The organism is Sphingobium sp. SCG-1, assembly GCF_002953135.1.
In the GTDB taxonomy this organism is placed as follows: domain Bacteria; phylum Pseudomonadota; class Alphaproteobacteria; order Sphingomonadales; family Sphingomonadaceae; genus Sphingobium.
In genome coordinates, this window is record NZ_CP026372.1 from 2,415,291 (window position 1) to 2,432,397 (window position 17,107).

Annotated in this window: 13 protein-coding genes and 1 tRNA gene; 8 read left to right on the top strand and 6 right to left on the bottom strand. The window is 61.6% G+C overall.

What is annotated here, in order from left to right:
* Positions 1-510: 510 nt before the first annotated feature.
* The 3 genes from C1T17_RS11050 to C1T17_RS11060 form a co-directional block, all read right to left on the bottom strand.
* On the bottom strand, positions 511-1,191 hold the full coding sequence (locus C1T17_RS11050; protein WP_189338314.1) for a TetR/AcrR family transcriptional regulator: 681 nt from the start codon (positions 1,189-1,191) through the stop codon (positions 511-513).
* 407 nt (positions 1,192-1,598) lie between these two features.
* Positions 1,599-2,264, bottom strand: coding sequence for a glutathione S-transferase family protein (locus C1T17_RS11055; RefSeq protein WP_104953493.1), 666 nt, complete (start codon positions 2,262-2,264; stop codon positions 1,599-1,601).
* On the bottom strand, positions 2,261-3,424 hold the full coding sequence (locus tag C1T17_RS11060; protein ID WP_223262548.1) for an amidohydrolase family protein: 1,164 nt from the start codon (positions 3,422-3,424) through the stop codon (positions 2,261-2,263). Before C1T17_RS11060 ends, C1T17_RS11055 begins: the two co-directional genes overlap by 4 nt.
* A gap of 216 nt (positions 3,425-3,640) precedes the next feature.
* Here C1T17_RS11060 and C1T17_RS11065 point away from each other — a divergent pair, with 216 nt between their 5' ends.
* The 5 genes from C1T17_RS11065 (at position 3,641) to C1T17_RS11085 (ending at position 9,945) form a co-directional block, all read left to right on the top strand.
* Positions 3,641-4,564, top strand: coding sequence for a 3-keto-5-aminohexanoate cleavage protein (locus C1T17_RS11065; protein WP_104953494.1), 924 nt, complete (start codon positions 3,641-3,643; stop codon positions 4,562-4,564).
* 121 nt (positions 4,565-4,685) lie between these two features.
* The gene (locus tag C1T17_RS11070) at positions 4,686-5,618 is read left to right on the top strand and encodes a VOC family protein (RefSeq protein WP_223262549.1); all 933 of its coding nucleotides are present in this window, start codon (positions 4,686-4,688) and stop codon (positions 5,616-5,618) included.
* A 26-nt stretch (positions 5,619-5,644) separates the two neighbouring features.
* On the top strand, positions 5,645-7,168 hold the full coding sequence (locus C1T17_RS11075) for a bifunctional 3-(3-hydroxy-phenyl)propionate/3-hydroxycinnamic acid hydroxylase (protein ID WP_189338315.1): 1,524 nt from the start codon (positions 5,645-5,647) through the stop codon (positions 7,166-7,168).
* 22 nt (positions 7,169-7,190) lie between these two features.
* The gene (locus C1T17_RS11080; RefSeq protein ID WP_223262550.1) at positions 7,191-8,024 is read left to right on the top strand and encodes a fumarylacetoacetate hydrolase family protein; all 834 of its coding nucleotides are present in this window, start codon (positions 7,191-7,193) and stop codon (positions 8,022-8,024) included.
* A 226-nt stretch (positions 8,025-8,250) separates the two neighbouring features.
* Entirely contained in the window at positions 8,251-9,945 is a 1,695-nt protein-coding gene (locus C1T17_RS11085) for an acyl-CoA dehydrogenase (protein WP_104953497.1), read from the top strand.
* A 181-nt stretch (positions 9,946-10,126) separates the two neighbouring features.
* Here the strand turns inward: C1T17_RS11085 and C1T17_RS11095 are convergent, their stop codons facing one another.
* On the bottom strand, positions 10,127-11,650 hold the full coding sequence (locus tag C1T17_RS11095; protein WP_104953499.1) for an amidohydrolase family protein: 1,524 nt from the start codon (positions 11,648-11,650) through the stop codon (positions 10,127-10,129).
* 152 nt (positions 11,651-11,802) lie between these two features.
* Between C1T17_RS11095 and C1T17_RS11100 the strand changes: the two genes are divergently transcribed.
* Positions 11,803-11,985 carry a hypothetical protein gene (locus C1T17_RS11100; protein WP_104953500.1) on the top strand — a complete coding sequence of 61 codons (183 nt, stop codon included), beginning with the start codon at positions 11,803-11,805 and terminating at the stop codon, positions 11,983-11,985.
* Positions 11,986-12,642: 657 nt separating this feature from the next.
* Positions 12,643-12,921, top strand: a complete 279-nt coding sequence (locus C1T17_RS22125; RefSeq protein ID WP_189338316.1) for an Arm DNA-binding domain-containing protein — start codon at positions 12,643-12,645, stop codon at positions 12,919-12,921.
* Between the two features lie 232 nt (positions 12,922-13,153).
* Here C1T17_RS22125 and C1T17_RS11110 read toward each other — a convergent pair whose 3' ends face one another.
* Entirely contained in the window at positions 13,154-14,032 is an 879-nt protein-coding gene (locus tag C1T17_RS11110) for an OmpA family protein (protein WP_104953502.1), read from the bottom strand.
* Between the two features lie 632 nt (positions 14,033-14,664).
* Positions 14,665-14,741, bottom strand: a tRNA-Pro gene (locus C1T17_RS11115).
* A 206-nt stretch (positions 14,742-14,947) separates the two neighbouring features.
* Between C1T17_RS11115 and C1T17_RS11120 the strand changes: the two genes are divergently transcribed.
* On the top strand, positions 14,948-17,089 hold the full coding sequence (locus C1T17_RS11120) for a TonB-dependent siderophore receptor (protein WP_104953503.1): 2,142 nt from the start codon (positions 14,948-14,950) through the stop codon (positions 17,087-17,089).
* Positions 17,090-17,107: the final 18 nt, after the last annotated feature.

The following is a 17,107-nucleotide window of genomic DNA, read 5'->3' on the forward strand; positions in this document are numbered from 1 at the left end:
GATCCCGGTTAGGCTGAGAAGTTAATCGCCGGGTTGACGCCTGAAAGGCTGTTCGACCGTGAGCGATGATGGATGACCTGCAATGCTGCACAGCCGCCGCCCGGGGCGCTAGATCAGACCTGCGCTGGCGTCCGCAGGTAAGCATCGCCGGTCAGTACCCGCCCCGTCTGCCATCGACGCGTCCGCCGCCGGTTGAGCCCGTGCACCACCACAGCGGGCCGCCGCGAAGCCGCTAGTCCTGCTTCCGTACACGCGCGCTAGTCGACAGGGTTGCTGCGTTCGCGGCGTTGCGAGTACTAGCAGCCCGCCGGCGCTAGGTCCGCACCGTTGCGGGGCACGAACTCCGATACAAAGAGGACTGTTATCGCTCTGCCCGGGACAAGCTATAGGGCGAGAGGAGCGGTTCCGCACAGCCGGCCGCAAGTGCGTGGCTGGCGTGAATAACCGGGGTGTGTGCCCGTGGATGTCGATAGGGACGCCGAAATTCTCCTCCGGCCTGGGCCAGAAATATCACGATCTGGAGCGGAATACCCGGTCAACAGCGCGCGCGGCAATGACGTCTGCCTCGATCGGAGCGATACCGAAAGCTCTCAAGGTCAACGTGCAAAATTGCTGCGCTGACATCATCGCGCGAGCGTGATCGCCATCAAGTAAAACTCGGTTGACCAGCGCGCCACCCACGCCGATGATGAATGCCGCTCCCGTTTCGACAGTGTAAAGCGCAAGGCGGCCCTGATCGAGTCCGAGGCGGATGTCCGCTACGACCGGGCTATTGGTCTGGGAATCCGCACTGATGTTTTCGAACAAAAGATGCGCCAGCAACCGGGCGTGCGCCGCGTTTTCAAGTGCTTGACCGGCATAAACCGACAATCCCGTGGCTATCCGCAACGCCGGGTCTTTTTCATCTCCATTGGCGGCGCTGGCCAAGGCGTCAAACTCGTGCCGGGCAGTGTCAAGAAGCTCCGCTACCAGCTCATCCTTGTCGGTAAAGTGGTTATAGAAAGACTGCTTGGAGATTGCGGCCAGTTGGATGAGTTCATCGAGACTTACGACGCTATGGTGGTGCCGCCCAAACAGCTCCTGGCCCGCGCGCAGAATCGCTTCGCGGGTACGCCGCCAACGCGGGTCTACGCGCGTGGTATCTGCCCCGTCGGCCGGGTCGGGGCGGGATGGTCGGGACGATTGCGTCATGGGATATTCATCCTTCATTCGGTCGGGCTCGCAAATAGTGCGGCCGTCATTTGCCGTTATCGAAGATGCATTATTCTGGACTCCGGATCAAACCCGGTCTTCAGCAGGCGGGAGTAGCCGCGGCGCGGTCTCCTGGGAAGCTTTGCAGCGTTCGTACCCAAGCCCTCGTCGCGCATTCACGCCTGCGCAGAAACCATATTGCGCACCTCGCCCGACATTCCTGTTAGTATAGTCAATTAAGTCCGTCGCAGGGCAGGCGTGCCTGATAACGTTGCGCTCGAACCTTTGCGCGGACGCAGGCATCAGAGCGGCGTCGATTTCGCCCTGTCCAGAACCCGTCTACAGTGCGGCGTCCCTATGGGATCCTGAACCGCAAAACGTCTGTCCGACCCATATCGCTGGCTGTCTCACCTGCCGCCGATAACCGCCTGACTGGACAACGCCGCGCGCAGCTTCATATCGTCCGCCACGACCGGCGCCAGTTTCGGACGGGTGAACACCGCCTGCTGCAGTGCGCTCAGGCGCGGAAATTCTGGCAAGCGCCCCGCGACATGCGGGACCATGCGCCACGCCGACAGCACGGCAAGATACAAGTCGCAGATCCGCATCTCGCCCGTCAGCCATTGCCGGTCCACGAGTTGATGTTCAAGAAAGTCGAAGGCGTTTGACAGCCGTCCGATCGCGGCCCCGCGAACCGCATCCGCACCATCAGCATCCTCGGTCACGCGCCCGGGATGGAAGACCGCCGACCAACTCGGGTGCAATTCGGTCGCGATATAGCCGATCCACGACGCCACCTGCGCCCGCCCCAGGAAATCCGGCGGGAGCAATTCCGCCTCCGGCACCAGATCGGCGATAAGTGGCAGGATGGCGCTGTTCTCCCGAATCCTGTTCCCGTTTACGGCCAGCACCGGCACGCGCTGCAGCGGGTTGATCCGGCGATACACCTCGCCGCGATGCTCGCCCGAAGAGGTGTCGACGACGACGAGTTCGTGGTCGAGATCGCCCTCGACCAGCGCCAGGCGCGCGGCGAGCGAGCAACTCATCGGCGCGTGATACAGGGTGATGGTCATGACGCGGTGCCGGGCTCGACCAGCTGCGGGAACAGGCGTCTGGCATTGCCGCTGAAGATCGCCTGCGCGTCGCCGTCGCTCGCGAGACTCACCTTGAGCCGGGCCAGCAATTTGGTCACGGCAGCCTCGGGTGTGAACGGCCAGTCGCTGCCATAGAGCAGGTGCTCCGGATCGGCGAAGCTTCGCAGGGCCGTCAGCAACCGCGGAACTGGCGCCCCTGCGAGATCGAAGTGGAGCTTGCGCAGCGTCGCCAGGATCGCATCTGGCGAGGTCCCGGCCATACCCGGCATGATCGCGGCCGCCATGGCGATGCGATCGACCAGTACAGGCATCGCGGCGCCGGCATGAGGGATGATGAAGCGGATTTGCGGATAGCGCTCGATGCATCTGGTCAGCACCAGATTGGTAACCGCGCGCGTTGTCTCGAACATGAACTCCAGTACCGGCGCAGGCACCGTCGGTCCGGGTTGGATGCAGCCCGGGCAATGCGGCGAGGTCGGATGCAACAGCACCACCGCGCCGCGGCGGTTGAGCTCGGCATAGACAGGATCGAAGCGCGGATCGCCGGGATAGATGCCGCCGCTGTTCGACTCGAGAATGACGCCGTCGGCACCAAGCTTGTCGAACGCTGCCGTGACCTCGGCGAGCGCGCCCTCGACATCCGGCAGGGGCAGCGATGCGAAGAAGCCGAAGCGCGCCGGATGCGCGGACTTCAGCCGCGCGGCTTCGGTGTTTACCGTTCGCGCCAGCTGGCGCGCAGCCGCGTCGTTGCCGAAATGGACGCCCGGGGAGCTTATCGACAATATCGCGGTGCCGATCCCGAGGCGGTTCATCATCGCCAGCATCTCCGCTTCGCTCCAGGCCGGCAAGGCGGGCATGCCGTCGGGCTTCACGTGCCCGGCGGCGCTGGCCGCGCTGCGATATGCGTCCGGGACGAAATGGGTATGGACGTCAATGATTCCGGTGGCGCCAGATGGGTGTCGCACGACCGGTTGCGCCGCGTTCGCAGGGTTGCTCGAAGCAAAAGCGGCAATTCCGGCCACGCCGGCCGCCAGCATCGATCGACGGTCCAGGTCCGTCAGGGCGCTCTGCACGTGGACTGGGCCCTTCGGCGGGTGCGGCGCATGTCCGTGATTCTCCACCCCGACGCATTCTTCCATTGATCTCTCCCTCGCCGTGCCACCCCACGCCCGAGTGTCGGGGCGTTGCTCGCGATGCTAAGCCGAACTAGATTTAAAGTCCAATATATTGCCGCGGCGCGGCGATGTGAGGGCAGATTCAAAGCACGATCCGCGTAACTTTCTTGATTTCTACTGGACGCTAAGTCTAGTTACGCGAGAGTGCGGCAATAGCAGACGGGTCGCGGAGAGAGCTGGATGCAAAAGGTCATTATCACGTGCGCGGTCACAGGATCGATTCACACGCCGAGCATGTCGCCGCATCTCCCGATCACTCCGGAGGAGATCGCCGCCGATGCTGTCGCTGCCGCCCACGCGGGAGCGTCTGTGATTCATCTCCACGCGCGGCATTCCGAAACCGGCAAGCCGTCGCCGGATCCCCGCCTGTTCGCCGAGTTCCTGCCCCGCATCAGGCAAGACTGCGACGCTATCCTCAACATCACCACGGGCGGGGGCATGGGGATGACCATGGACGAGCGGCTGGCGGCGGCCTTGTGGGCCAAACCCGAGCTCGCTTCGATGAACATGGGCTCGATGAACTTCAACATCTCGGGCGCGGCCAGCCGGATCACGGAATGGAAGCACGATTGGGAGGAGCCGTTCCTCAAGAACACCGCCGGCGCGATCCTGTCGAACACATTCCTCGAGATCGAGCGGGCGGTGCGCGATCTGGGCGCGCACGGCACCCGCTTCGAGTTCGAATGCTATGACATCAGCCACCTCTATAATCTCGCCCATTTCGTCGATCGCAAGCTGATCGAGCCGCCTTTCTTCGTGCAGGGCGTGTTCGGCATATTGGGTGGAATCGCCGCGCATCCCAACCACCTGATCCACTTCAAGGACACTGCCGATCGGCTGTTCGGCAAGGAATACCGCCTGTCCGCCCTCGCCGCCGGGCGCCACCAGCTGCCGATGATCACCCTAAGCGCACTGCTCGGCGGAAATGTCCGCGTCGGGCTGGAGGACAGTCTGTTCGTCGGTCCCGGCCGGCTAGCGGAATCGAGTGCGGTGCAGGTCGCCGCAATTCGCGCCATCTTCGAGACGCTCGGGATGGAAGTGGCCTCGCCGGCGGAGGCGCGCGCCATGTTGGCGACCAAGGGTGCCGACAGGGTCGCCTTCTAGCCGCGTCCCGGCTTTGGGGCCTAGGCGGTCCTGCTTGCCCTTTCGGCGGCATTATATTAAACTATAAGTCAAATAGATTTGGCGAGAAGCATCTCGCCGACCCGTTCAGGAGCTGGATTCCATGTCACTGATCCGTGTTGAAGATGTTGAGTTTGTTCGCTTTTCAGCGCCGGACCTGGCCGAGATGCGACGCTTCCTGACAGCATTTGGCTTATTTGACTTTGGGGATGATTCTCCTGGTGTGCTCCGCATGCGCGGCACCGGCCCGGCACCGTTCGTGCATGAGACGATCCAAGGCGAGCCGGGCTTTGCCGGCCTTGCCCTGCGCGCCTCCAGCCTCGCCGATCTGGAGATCCTCGCGAAGGCGGAGGGGGCCGAGATCCGGCCTGCGGAGGGCCCGGGAGGCGGGCATGTTATCAGTCTGGCCGACCCCGACGGTTTTCCCGTCGACGTGATTGCCGGCAAGGCACGGGTGCCCGAGATGCCGCATGGCGTGCGCGCACCCTGGAATGCCGTCGATCGTCGGGCGCGGACCGGTGAGACCAAGCGCGTCGTGGCGGGACCTGCCCACGTTGCACGTCTCGGCCATGTGGTCATGTCGGTATCGAACATCGGCGCCACGTGGCAATGGTGGCAGAGCCGGTTCGGCCTGCTCGTCTCCGACGAGGTCCGTGCGCCGGACGGCAATGTCGCCGCCCTTTTCATCCGCTGCGACCGTGGCCGTATCGCGGTCGATCATCATGCCTTGAATTTTGCGTCTATTCCTGGCGTTCCGGCGCGCTTCCACCATGCTGCGTTCGAGGTTGCCGATCTCGACGATCTGATGGCGGGCTCGCATCATCTCCAGCTCGAGGGTTACCGGCACGATTGGGGCGTGGGCCGCCATATCCTCGGCAGCCAGGTTTTCGACTACTGGCGCGACCCCTGGGGGCATCGGATCGAGCACTGGACCGATGGCGATGTGTTCGATGCGAGCGCCGCACCCAACGTGACCGACATCCCTACGATGATGGGCCACCAATGGGGGCCGCAATCGCCCGCCGATTTCGCTTGAACAGTCGCTTCTTTGGATCGGGGCAAATGACAGACCGAATTTTCGAATGCGACGTCGCGATCGTCGGAGCCGGGCCCGTGGGTGCCACACTGGCGGCGCTGCTTGGGCAGGCGGGGATCAGGGTCTTCGTCGGCGAAGCCAATGACGAGGTGTACCCGCTGCCGCGCGCCGCGCATTTCGATCATGAGATCATGCGGGTGTTCCAGCAGCTGGATATCGTCGAACCGGTGCTGCGCGCGACGACACCGGCGGACCACTATGTCTTCCAGAATCAGCATGGGCAGGCCCTGCTGACCTTTGACCTCAGGTGCCCCGCAGATACCGGCTGGACCGGCTATATGATGCATCAGCCAGGCGTCGAACTGGCGATCCGCGCGCGGCTCGCGGCCAATCCACTCGTCGAGCTGATGACCGGGTTGAGCTATGCGGGATTTGAGGAAACGGGCGACCGCATCGTCACCAGCTGGAATGCGAAGACGGGAGAGGTCATCGTCCGGTCGCGCTATCTGGTCGGTTGCGACGGCGCCTGGAGTCCTGTTCGCGAGGGCCTGGGCATCACACTTGACGATCTGATTTTCGACGAACCCTGGCTGGTGCTCGACCTGATCGTCGACGACGACAATCGGCTGCCGCGTCACAATATTCAATATTGCGATCCCGGCCGACCCACCACCTACGTCGTGATGGGCGACAATCGCCGGCGTTTCGAATTCATGCTGCTCCCCGGCGAAACCGCTGAGGAGATGCTGCGGCCCGAAACGATCGACCGACTATTGTCGCCGTGGGACAGACACGGGCTGCGCGAAGTCGAGCGGAAGGCGGTCTATCGCTTCCACGCGCTGATCGCGCAGCAATGGCGGCGCGGCCGGATATTTATCGCAGGCGACGCCGCGCACCAGATGCCGCCCTTTGCCGGGCAGGGCATGTGCTCCGGCATCCGCGACGCGGCGGCGCTTTCGTGGCGCCTGGCACTGGCGCTTGGCGGCGCCGACGAGGAGCGGCTGTTCAAGAGCTATCAGCTCGAGCGGGAGCCGCACGTGCGGATGATCACGCGCGCCGCGATCGAGACCGGCCGCGTCGTTTGCACGCTCGATCGGGAGATGGCCGCAGCCCGCGATGCGCAGATGCTCGCCGATCGCGCAGCCGGGGTGCCCATGCCGGACATCAGTTCGCCGAACCTCGCCGTTGCATTCGGTCTGCCCGCAACGCCGCACGCGGGGGAGCGCTTCATCCAGCCGGTCGTCGGCCGCGAAGACGCCGCACCACAGTGGATGGACGATCTGCTGGGGCGGGGGGCGTGGCTCATCGGTGAGGGACCGGACATCGCGGTCGATCCCGGCTTACCCGATCTGCGCCTGTTCGACGTGGATTCGTCCGCTCTGGCTCAGTTCGCGCCGGCGCTGCGCGCATGGCTGGGCAACGCAGGCGCGCGTGCGGTACTTGTGCGCGGCGATCGCTATGTGTTCGGTACCGGGACTCCCGCTGAACTGGTTGCTGCCTATGCAGAACAGGCCGGCCTGCGCGCCAGGCTGGAAGTTGCAACCGCCTGATGCTCTTGTTGGAGACTTCCCCTTGAAACTTGTCCGCTTCTCGACTGACGACATGCCCGTGCGCTTCGGTATCCTGGATGGAGAGACCATCGCTCCGCTCGACGCGAAGATGCAGGATGCCCGTGAAGTCATTGCCCGCTGGGACGAACTTGTGCCCCCGAAGGGCGCCGACGGCAGGCTCGGACTTGGCGAAGTCACGCTGCTCGCTCCGATCGCGCGGCCCGGGAAAATTTTCGCGATCGGGCTCAACTATGCCGATCACATCGCGGAATCGCAGCTCGGCACGCCCGAGCATCAGGTGTGGTTCACCAAGGCGCCGACTGCAGTCAACGGACCCTATGACAGGATCGAAATACCAAGCGAGCCATCCGCCGTCGACTATGAGGCCGAACTGGTCGCGGTAGTCGGCAAGGGCGGGCGCGATCTGACCCGGGAACAGGCGGCGGGCGCGGTCTTCGGCTATTGCGTTGGCAACGATGTCACCGAGCGGGCGTGGCAGCATCGGACGCCGCAATGGGCGCTCGGCAAGTCTTTCGATACCCATGCCCCGATCGGGCCCTGGATCACCATTGCGGAGGGTGCGGGTGACCCGCATGCCCTCGACATAAAGAGCTGGGTGAATGGTGAGCTTCGGCAAAGCTCCAACACCAGCCATCTCGTGTTCGATATCTGGGATCAGATTGCCCATCTGTCACACGCGATGACGCTCGAGGCCGGCGATCTGATCTTCACTGGCACGCCGGGGGGCATCGGCGCCGCGATGAGCCCGCGCCAGTTCCTCCAGCCCGGTGACGTCGTACGAGTCGAGATCGAGGGGTTGGGCTTCATCGAGAACATAGCCGCGTTGCGGAGTTGATTGCACGATGCCCGCCACGATGCGCGACCGATGGAAATGAGGAGCAAGATAGTGCGATTCGGAAGCGTGGCGTCACGTTATGAAAGTCAGACCGCGGCGCTACACAGCTGATCTATGATGCGGCGTCTGGGACGGCCATCTTTGACGCGCACGCGATGCTCGCCGATCGTTCGGGTGCCGAGGACATCCTCGGGCATCCTCTAGCCTGATTGCACGGATTAAGATCATGACTTTCACCCCCGCCACCGCCGAGCAGCGCTTCGTCCTCAAGCATATCGTCGGCCTCGCCGAGATCAGTCCCGAAGCGGCTGAAATGACTGACGCGGTGCTCGAAGGGGCAGGCCAGTTCGCCGCAGGCGAATGGGCGCCGCTCGACCGGCTCGGCGATACCGACGGGCCGAAATGGAGCGAGAACGGCGTGACGATGCCTGCCGGCTTCGCCGAGGCCTACAAAGCCTATGTCGAGGGCGGCTGGGGCACGATCGGATCGCCCGAGGCCTTCGGCGGCCAAGGCCTGCCGGTCAGCCTGTCGATTGCGGTACTCGAGACCCTCGGTACCGCGAACATGGGCTTCGGGCTCGCCCCGATCCTCACCGTCGGCGCGATCGAGGCGCTAACCCATCACGGCACGCCCGAACAGCAGGCGCTCTACCTCCCGAAACTCGCGACCAGCGAATGGACCGGCACGATGAATCTCACCGAGCCCCAGGCAGGTTCGGATGTCGGCGCGCTCAAGACCAAGGCCGAACCGGTCGGCGACGGGACGTTCCGGATCAAGGGCACCAAGATCTTCATTTCGTTCGGCGACCACGACATGGCCGACAACATCGTCCACCTCGTCCTCGCTCGCACGCCGGATGCGCCTGCCGGCACCAAGGGCCTGTCGCTGTTCCTCGTCCCCAAATACCGGCTGAACGCCGACGGCAATCTGGGCGCGTTCAACGACGTTCGCGTCGTCTCGATCGAACACAAGATGGGGCTTCACGCCTCGCCGACCTGTGTGCTCAGCTTCGGCGACCATGACGATTGCATCGGCGAACTCATCGGTGGCGAGATGGGCGGCATCCGCGCGATGTTCACGATGATGAACAACGCCCGCCTCAACGTCGGCCTTCAGGGTGTGCAGGTCGCCGAGCGCGCCACCCAGCGCGCCGTCGCCTACGCCCGCGAGCGGGTGCAGGGCGTCCGCGCCGGCGCGCCCGCCGCGATCATAGAGCACCCCGATGTCCGCCGCATGCTGCTGCGCATGAAGGCGCAGACCCAGGGGTCGCGCGCTCTGGTCTATTACGCTTTCGGCCAGCTCGACCGTGGCCGCGCCGGCGACGGGGCCGCGCAGGCCCGTGTCGAATTGCTCACCCCGCTCGCCAAGGCGCATGGCACCGATCTCGGCAACGAAGTCGCCAGCCTCGGCGTGCAGGTCCATGGCGGCATGGGCTATATCGAGGAGACCGGCGCCGCCCAGCATTTCCGCGACGCGCGGATCACCCCGATCTACGAAGGCACCAACGGCATCCAGGCCGCCGACCTCGTCGGCCGCAAGCTGAGCATGGACAATGGCGGCACGTTGCTCGCGCTGCTCGCCGAGATGCGCGGCGATGCCGAGGACGCCGGGCTCGCCCGGCTGATCGACGCCTGCGAGGAAGTCGCACGCAATTTGCTCGCATCGGAGACCGACGATCGCCTCGCGGCGAGCTATCCGTTCCTGACGATGCTATCGGTCGCAGTGTGCGGCTGGCTGATGGAGGAAAGCGGCCGCGTCGCCGCCCGATCCGAAGGCGACCCCGCCTTCCTCAAGATGAAGACCGCCGCGGCACGCTTCTATGTCGAGCAGATCGTCCCTGAGGCAATGGGGCTCAAGGCGGCGGCGCTGGCCAAGGCCGACATTCTTTACACAATCGATGCGGAGATGTTCGCCGTATGAGAGAACTTGAAGCAGGATCCGGTCGGCACCTATCTTGTCAACGATCAGTTTCTGTCGATCGTTCTTCTCACCTCGAGGAACCGGCTTAAGCGCCAACTCGACACCTTGCCGGCCATCGCCGGCGCGGGGAAGCTGCCGCTATTTCAACATAAGTCAATTAGCACGCGTAGCGTTGTCCCGCTCATCGCGAATTCGCAGTGGCCACGCGCCGCCTGACGGCGTCGAGATCGGCCCGGGAATGATAATAACCTGCGCGGACGACGCCGTCGATCTCCCCCAAATTCCCAACGTCCAGCAAGGGATTGGCGTCGAGGATCACGAGATCGGCGTTGTATCCAGTGTCGATCCGGCCCATTCTCCCGTTGCGTCCGAGGAACGCCGCCGGGTTGATCGTCGTCATCTGCAAGATCTTGAGCGGCGACAGCCCCGCGGTCGCGAGTTCACGAAATTCCTGCTGCAGCGTCTGGCCAGGCGAGGCATAGCCGCCGCCATCCGTGCCAGTCATCATCGGCACGCCACTATCCGCAAGCAGCTTGGTCAGCATCAGGTCGCGCGCATACAGGCGGCGATAGATGTTGCGCGATTCCGCAGGCAGTGCGCGGAAAGTTCTGGTGACCTCCTGCCAGCTCTCGATGTCCGATTTCGGCATGTACTGCAGGAACGGATCGCGCTGATAGGCTGGATCGTCTGCCAGATACTGGTTGCGGATGCGCACCAGTGTCGGGACGTGCCAGGTGTGATGCGCGGCGAACAAACGGGCGAGCGCAGCGCAGCGCTCCGGATCAAAGGTGGATATCGCCCTGCCCAGGCGGGCGATGTGTTCTGGTTTAGCAAAGGCTGCCGGATTGATCAGGGTTTTACGAAGCCGCCACATCACGAATCTGTCGAGATAGGGTAGCTGGATCGGTGGGGCCGTCATCCGGGGATGGTCCGCGGATTCGGCAAATAGCTCGGCATTGGCACGCGAACAGGCGATCCAGATCGCGTCACCGGGTCCGAGATGCTCGATCGAACGAAAGCCTTCGCGCGCGGCGCGGGCCGGGTCGACGCCAGGCTGGAGATGGCCGACCGCGCTCAGTCCTTCCGCTCTGGCTGCCGCCAACGTCGCCCAGAACACGTCCGGCGCCATCATGCCGACCTTGATGAAGTCCGCGCCAGCTACTTTCTGGCGCTTGATCTCGCTTTGCGCGGCTTCCGGTGATCCGGCGTTGAAGGGGATCAACACAGGCCCGGGCATGGCAAGCAGGCCGGGGGTCTCCCCGGTCAGAGGCAGACGATGCTCGCGACGATCCTTCAGGTCTTCCGAGGTTCCAGACATCTGACGGAATCCGGTCACCCCGTCGGCAAGCATGAGCGCCAGCGCACCTGTCCGGTCGCGATCGAGCGCGTGGACGTGCATATTGTTATAACCGGGTACCAGGAACTTCCCGCGCGCGTCGATGCGCCTTACATTTCCCAAGCTCGCTGGCGCCGCCATTGGCGAGACTCTGACGATCCGGCCCGCATCGATCTCGACCGCCATGTTCGGCGTGAGTTTGCCGTCGCGCGGATCGACAATCGTCGCACCCTCGATGCGTAGCGGACCGGAGGGCGGGAAAGCGACGACCGGTCGCTGGGGGGCGCCTGAAAGTACCCAGATCAGGCCCGCAAGAACGACCAGAACGATAGTGAGCAGCAGCATCCGCTTGTTCAGCTTCAATCGCATGACGTCCTCTCCGGCTTTCAATCTTTGCCGTGTATAATGGACTCAACGTCTAAATGTCGAGTCGGCAACGATGCTCAGGCATCGTTCGGGGTGTGAGACCAGCGCGGTTCGTGTTCAGTGGGGAGGGTGGATCATGAAAGCACGCGCTCGAGATGTCAGCCGCAGACTTCGAGGGAGCGCGAGGGCTCACATTTTTCGACCGCGGCGCAGCGGAGCTTTCGGCCACGGTGCACGGCTTCCGCTCAGCGTTCCGCGACTGGGTCGCCGAGCAGACGGATTACTTCCGCGAGATCGCGGAAGCCACGCTTGCCCATATGCCATCGTCATCACAGTAATCCTCTTCATTGGGCCGCGACTGCAGCTCAATTGTGCCATTGGCTGAACCGCTCGCGGAAGATGATGATCGCACATCGTTCGCGGACGAGTGCGCGATCTGCTCCGGTGGAGCATCCTAAGGCAGCTTTGGCGTTGTGGCGTCCAAAAGCTGTTCGACCGCTTGCGGCCAATTTCGGACAACAGAGTTTATTTCTTGGTTGTGATCCCTAACGGCGTCCTTGGCTAGGTAGTTTGGCTGCTGGATATCAAGTTTTGTTCTCGTCACTATAGCGTCGTGCCACGGGCTTTCGATGCCGGTGGGGATGTTTGTGGTATGGAATTTGGGAAAGCAGTACGTTGATGGAGCAAATCGGAGGAAACCCGGGCACGATTACCTCGGGCTATTAATCCCTCCCTCTCCGCCAGTTAAACCTTGTTCTTGAGCTTTTCGGCACCTTCGTGGGGCAAAGAACCGAACGATTCAAACCGGTTAGTAGCCATCTTGCGTTTTCTAGCACCCTTTAGCTATTTCCAAAAACCAGTGGACTATGAAGGATATCAATGGCTTATCGGGTAGTTAAATAACCGTATAGGTGATAGGGTAAGCTCTATGGGAAAGCTAAGCGTTAGACGCATTCGGGCCATTATTGCTCGGGGACGGTACGGCGGGAGACAACTTGTTCCTTTTGGTCTGCCCAAGGGGATGTAAGACGTGGGTGCTTCTCTACACACTGAACCGTCGGCACCGTCAAATGGGCTTGGGTTACGTTGACCTCCTAACGTTGGAAGATGCTCGCGATCAGGCCATAGAGCTTCGGCGGACAATTAAACGAGGGATCAATCTGTATGCTAAAAAAGGAGAAGGCGAGGGAGAAACCAAAAGTGCGAGTAACAACCTTCAAGGATATTGCCGAGGATTGCATTGCCGCGCTCCTGCCCGGCTGGTCGAACCCTAAGAGCGAGGTTCAGTGGAAGCAAACGCTATATACCTATGCGCCGGGTTCAGGACTGTCGCCAGAGGCGCGAAGATGGACCTGAGGCTCGTGAGGTGATCACCGTTCACGCCGCATCCCCGGTCGCCTAGTCTGCTGCCAAGCGCATTTAGCGACCATGCAGACAGGCCGGCGTGACGGTCGCATCGGTCAAGTTATGCCAAAGGGCGGGGTGGGCGAAGCCACCCCGCGGTTCTCACAGTCCATCAAGACCTTTGCTGACCAGGATGTTTACCGCAACGCGGCGATTCTGCGCCTTACCTTCGGGTGTATTATTGTCCGCCAGTGGATCCGCTTCCGACATTCCGGTAGGTGTGAGCATACGATAGGGCTTCCAATGGCAGGCCTGCTGGAGATAATTGACCACCCGGCCGGCCCGCTTCTCGCTTAGCGCCTGATTGAATTCCGGGCTGCCGGTAGAGTCGGTGTATCCCACAACAAGCAACAAAGCGTTATCCATGCCCTCGGCAGCTGCTGCCGCCGCGCAGAGATCGTTCTTCGCCTGAGGAGCCAGTTCAGCCTCGCCCGTGTCGAAGTTCACGTTCGTCGTGCCCTTGATATTGTACTGGCCAATATCCCCCATGCGGCCGCGCAGCGCGTCTGTTGCTGCACTTTGTTCGGTAAAGCGCTGGTCCGTCCCATTATGGATCATCGATGCGGTCTTCAGGTCCTTGTTCTGAAGACTGATTTGGCTGGCGATCAGGCCATCAGCCGATTGCAGGGTTTTGATGGTCACTGGCAGACCTCCCAGCAGGGACGTCGCGGCAAGCCTGTTCCGATCCAAGCCGAAAAGTCCTTTGCTGGCGCTGATGCGGGTGGCATCATTGACCGTGACGACCTGTTTGGTGCCGTCGGCGGTAGTGACCTGCACCTTGTCGCCGCTGCGCGCGGAGATGATGCCCTTCACCTCGGGTCCCTTGGACGTCGCAGTTTGCTCCGCCGCGCTAGTATCGGAAACAGTTACCGCCAAAGGTGCCGCTGGCTCCTGCGTCTGCGCATACGCGCTAGGCGAGGCAGCGCTGGCAAACATGGCAAGCAACGAGGGAACTGTTAAGCTTTTTAGCATTAAATTCATTGTGCTACTCCTTCAAACTCGACCAATGAGGCCTGCAAGTCGCAGCTTCTCGTCCGCCACCGGCTGCGCGATCGCGCGGCCGGCTCCCAGAACCCCTCCATTTCCATCTCGTGGCGTGCAGCTCAAAGCTGCGCCTGAACGCGATGGATGATCTGCGTGTTGACATCAACCTTTCGAGCACATGAACAAGCCGGCGAGGCGAGCAGAAGGGCCGCTAGTTCGCGCCAGGCTTGCGACGAACCGTTGCAGAGGCGGTATGCCAGCTATCGTTTCACCCTCTGCTACAATCGCTAGGAGAATTTTGAACGCAGGCTCGCCCAAATAGACGCGATTGGCAGTGACCAGTTCACCAGTCTTCAGATTGGATCTGGCCATGGCTTGAGCAAGGTAAACTGATAGTTGGGAGAGATGCCTGTATCCCTCCCTTCCGACAATTATTTTCCTGAGTGCGCGACAAGCCGGACAGCGAATGTCGTGTGGCGTTCGACAATTCGCGCCTCATCTCTTCCTAGCGATTGTCGGTGAACTATTCAGCGGGGGGAGCATATTGAAACCAGCCATTATTCAGCACCGCAGCCCGTGATGACGGCCTGCCCTTCTTTTTGAAGGCAAGGGCTGAGTTGGAATGGTGATGGTCGGGGAGAGAGGATTCGAACCTCCGGCCCTCTGCTCCCAAAGCAGATGCGCTACCAGGCTGCGCTACTCCCCGACGCGTCGTGTCCTAGCTACTCAAGTTCGCTATGGCAATGCCAGATATGCAGTGAGCCAAAACCTCGAAACATACTCCCGGCAATGTTTGCTATTGATAATCGTTATTAGAACACATACGAGGTCGGCTTGGGGCGGGGGTCGATGGCAAGTGATGCCGACGAAGGATGCCTACCGCGGTGGTGATTACGTGTTCAGAGGCAGCTTATGACATCGAAGCAGGTTCTTCTTTTTGGCAGCGCGCTCGCGGCATGGGCGCTGCCGTCGGCAGCGTCCGCCGCTGACGGGGAAGCGAATGCCGAGAATGAGATCGTGGTGACGGGGCAATATACCTTGCCTGACAAGATCGATACGGCGACAGGGCTTGGCCTGACCGTCCGGGAAACACCGCAATCCGTCAGCATTATCACTGCGCAACGCATAATCGACCAGAACCTGATTACCGTAGCGGACGTCATCCAAAACGGTGTCGGCGTGGCTGTCAATGAAGTCGATGATGTGCGCAACAGCTTCTATGCACGCGGGTTCGAGATAAGAAATTATCAGATTGATGGCGTACCGATGGCCTGGACGCTGGCGGGGAACGCGGGGGAGACGATTGGCGACGTATCGATCTATGATCGCGTAGAGATCGTGCGCGGGGCGACCGGACTGCTCTCCGGCGCGGGCGACCCGTCGGCGTCAGTGAACCTCGTTCGCAAACATGCCGACCAGCAGGAATGGACCGGCTACCTGAATGCCAGCGTCGGTAGCTGGGACACCTGGCGCCTTTCGGGCGACATTGGAGGTGCGGTGACTTCCGACGGTCGGCTGCGCTTTCGCGGCGTTGCCCGCTATGAGGAGGGCAGAAGCTATATCGACCTCTACAAGAACAAGAAACTTGTTCTCTACGGTGTAATCGACGCCGACGTAACCGAGGATACGCTGCTTCGCGTCGGCTTCAGTCACCAGAAAGGATCGCCTACGGCGCCTGCATGGGGGGCGCTTCCCTCCTTCTATAGCGACGGCAGCTTCGCCGTGTGGCCCCGGTCAAAGACGGCATCGGCCGACTGGACCTATTGGGATACTACCAATCAGAATTTCTTTGCGACGCTTTCCCATGACTTTGGCAATGGCTGGAGCGCGACCATCAACTATAACCGGATGCGCAGCGCGCAGTCGACTGAAATCCTCTACCTTTACGGATTGGTCGACGTGGCGACCGGTAACATCCAGTACAGCAACCCCTATAAGGATGAAGGCGAAAGCATCCAGAACAGCTATGACGGCCAGATTAAGGGTCGCGTCAATTTTTTCGGACGCGATCATGACGTAGTGCTGGGGGCGCTGCACAGCGTTCAGAATCGGAACGACGTGACATATGCTGCGCCATTTCCCTTTCCTGCCGATGTTTCTTTTGCGAACGGCGGGGGGAGCGGGTCTTTCCCTTATCCCGATTTTTCCGGAGTAGGTACGTTGTCCATACAGGAAAAAATTACGCAAACGGGTTATTATGGCGCGTTACGTCTGAACGTGAGCGATGCGTTCAAGCTGATCGGCGGCGGCCGTCTTGCCAGTTGGAAATTGTCCGGCTTTAACTTCGGCCCGGATCGCAGCTACAGCGACGAGGATGTGTTCATTCCCTATGTCGGCGCTCTGTATGACCTGACGCCGAATCATCGGGTCTATGCAAGCTTCACGAAGATCTTCCAGCCGCAAAGCGCGCAGGATCGCTTTGGCGCATATCTGCCGACGATCTTTGGCAAGGCATACGAAATCGGATTGAAGAGCGCGTTCTTCAACGAAGCGCTTCAAACGTCCGTGGCGTTGTTCCGGATCGAGCAAGACGACTTGGCGCAGCCCGATATCGGATTTGAGATTCCCGGCGGACTGCCGGGATCGCAGGCATCCTTTGCCGACGATGTCGTCAGCAAGGGCTTTGAAGTGGAGATCACGGGTCAGCCGATGGAGGGGTGGAACGTGAATGTCGGCTATAGCCAGTTCAAAGCCGAGAACGAAGCGGGCGATGCCGCCAATACCGATCAGCCGCGCAGATTGCTGAAGCTGTTCACGACGTACACGCTGCCGGGAAATCTCGACGGCCTCACTGTGGGCGGCGGAGTCAACTATCGTAGCAAGGCGTATACCGATGGTAGCAACCCGGTCACAAACACGCCGTTCCGGTTTCAACAGGATGGTTACGCGCTGGTGAGCCTCATGGCGCGCTATGCCGTTAACGATAACCTACAGTTGCAGGCTAATATCGAGAACCTGACAGACAAGACCTACTACAGCCAGATCGGCTTCTACAGCCAGTATCGGTATGGCGCGCCAAGGAACTTCAATGTCAGCGCGAACTATCGATTTTGACCGAGCCTTGCGCACTAC

Bases quoted from the DNA above. Each gene is read 5' to 3' on its own strand.
- C1T17_RS11050 (WP_189338314.1), bottom strand. From the start codon at position 1,191: ATGACGCAATCGTCCCGACCATCCCGCCCCGACCCGGCCGACGGGGCA.
- C1T17_RS11055 (WP_104953493.1), bottom strand. From the start codon at position 2,264: ATGACCATCACCCTGTATCACGCGCCGATGAGTTGCTCGCTCGCCGCG.
- C1T17_RS11060 (WP_223262548.1), bottom strand. From the start codon at position 3,424: ATGGAAGAATGCGTCGGGGTGGAGAATCACGGACATGCGCCGCACCCG.
- C1T17_RS11065 (WP_104953494.1), top strand. From the start codon at position 3,641: ATGCAAAAGGTCATTATCACGTGCGCGGTCACAGGATCGATTCACACG.
- C1T17_RS11070 (WP_223262549.1), top strand. From the start codon at position 4,686: ATGTCACTGATCCGTGTTGAAGATGTTGAGTTTGTTCGCTTTTCAGCG.
- C1T17_RS11075 (WP_189338315.1), top strand. From the start codon at position 5,645: ATGACAGACCGAATTTTCGAATGCGACGTCGCGATCGTCGGAGCCGGG.
- C1T17_RS11085 (WP_104953497.1), top strand. From the start codon at position 8,251: ATGACTTTCACCCCCGCCACCGCCGAGCAGCGCTTCGTCCTCAAGCAT.
- C1T17_RS11095 (WP_104953499.1), bottom strand. From the start codon at position 11,650: ATGCGATTGAAGCTGAACAAGCGGATGCTGCTGCTCACTATCGTTCTG.
- C1T17_RS11100 (WP_104953500.1), top strand. From the start codon at position 11,803: ATGTCAGCCGCAGACTTCGAGGGAGCGCGAGGGCTCACATTTTTCGAC.
- C1T17_RS11110 (WP_104953502.1), bottom strand. From the start codon at position 14,032: ATGAATTTAATGCTAAAAAGCTTAACAGTTCCCTCGTTGCTTGCCATG.
- C1T17_RS11120 (WP_104953503.1), top strand. From the start codon at position 14,948: ATGACATCGAAGCAGGTTCTTCTTTTTGGCAGCGCGCTCGCGGCATGG.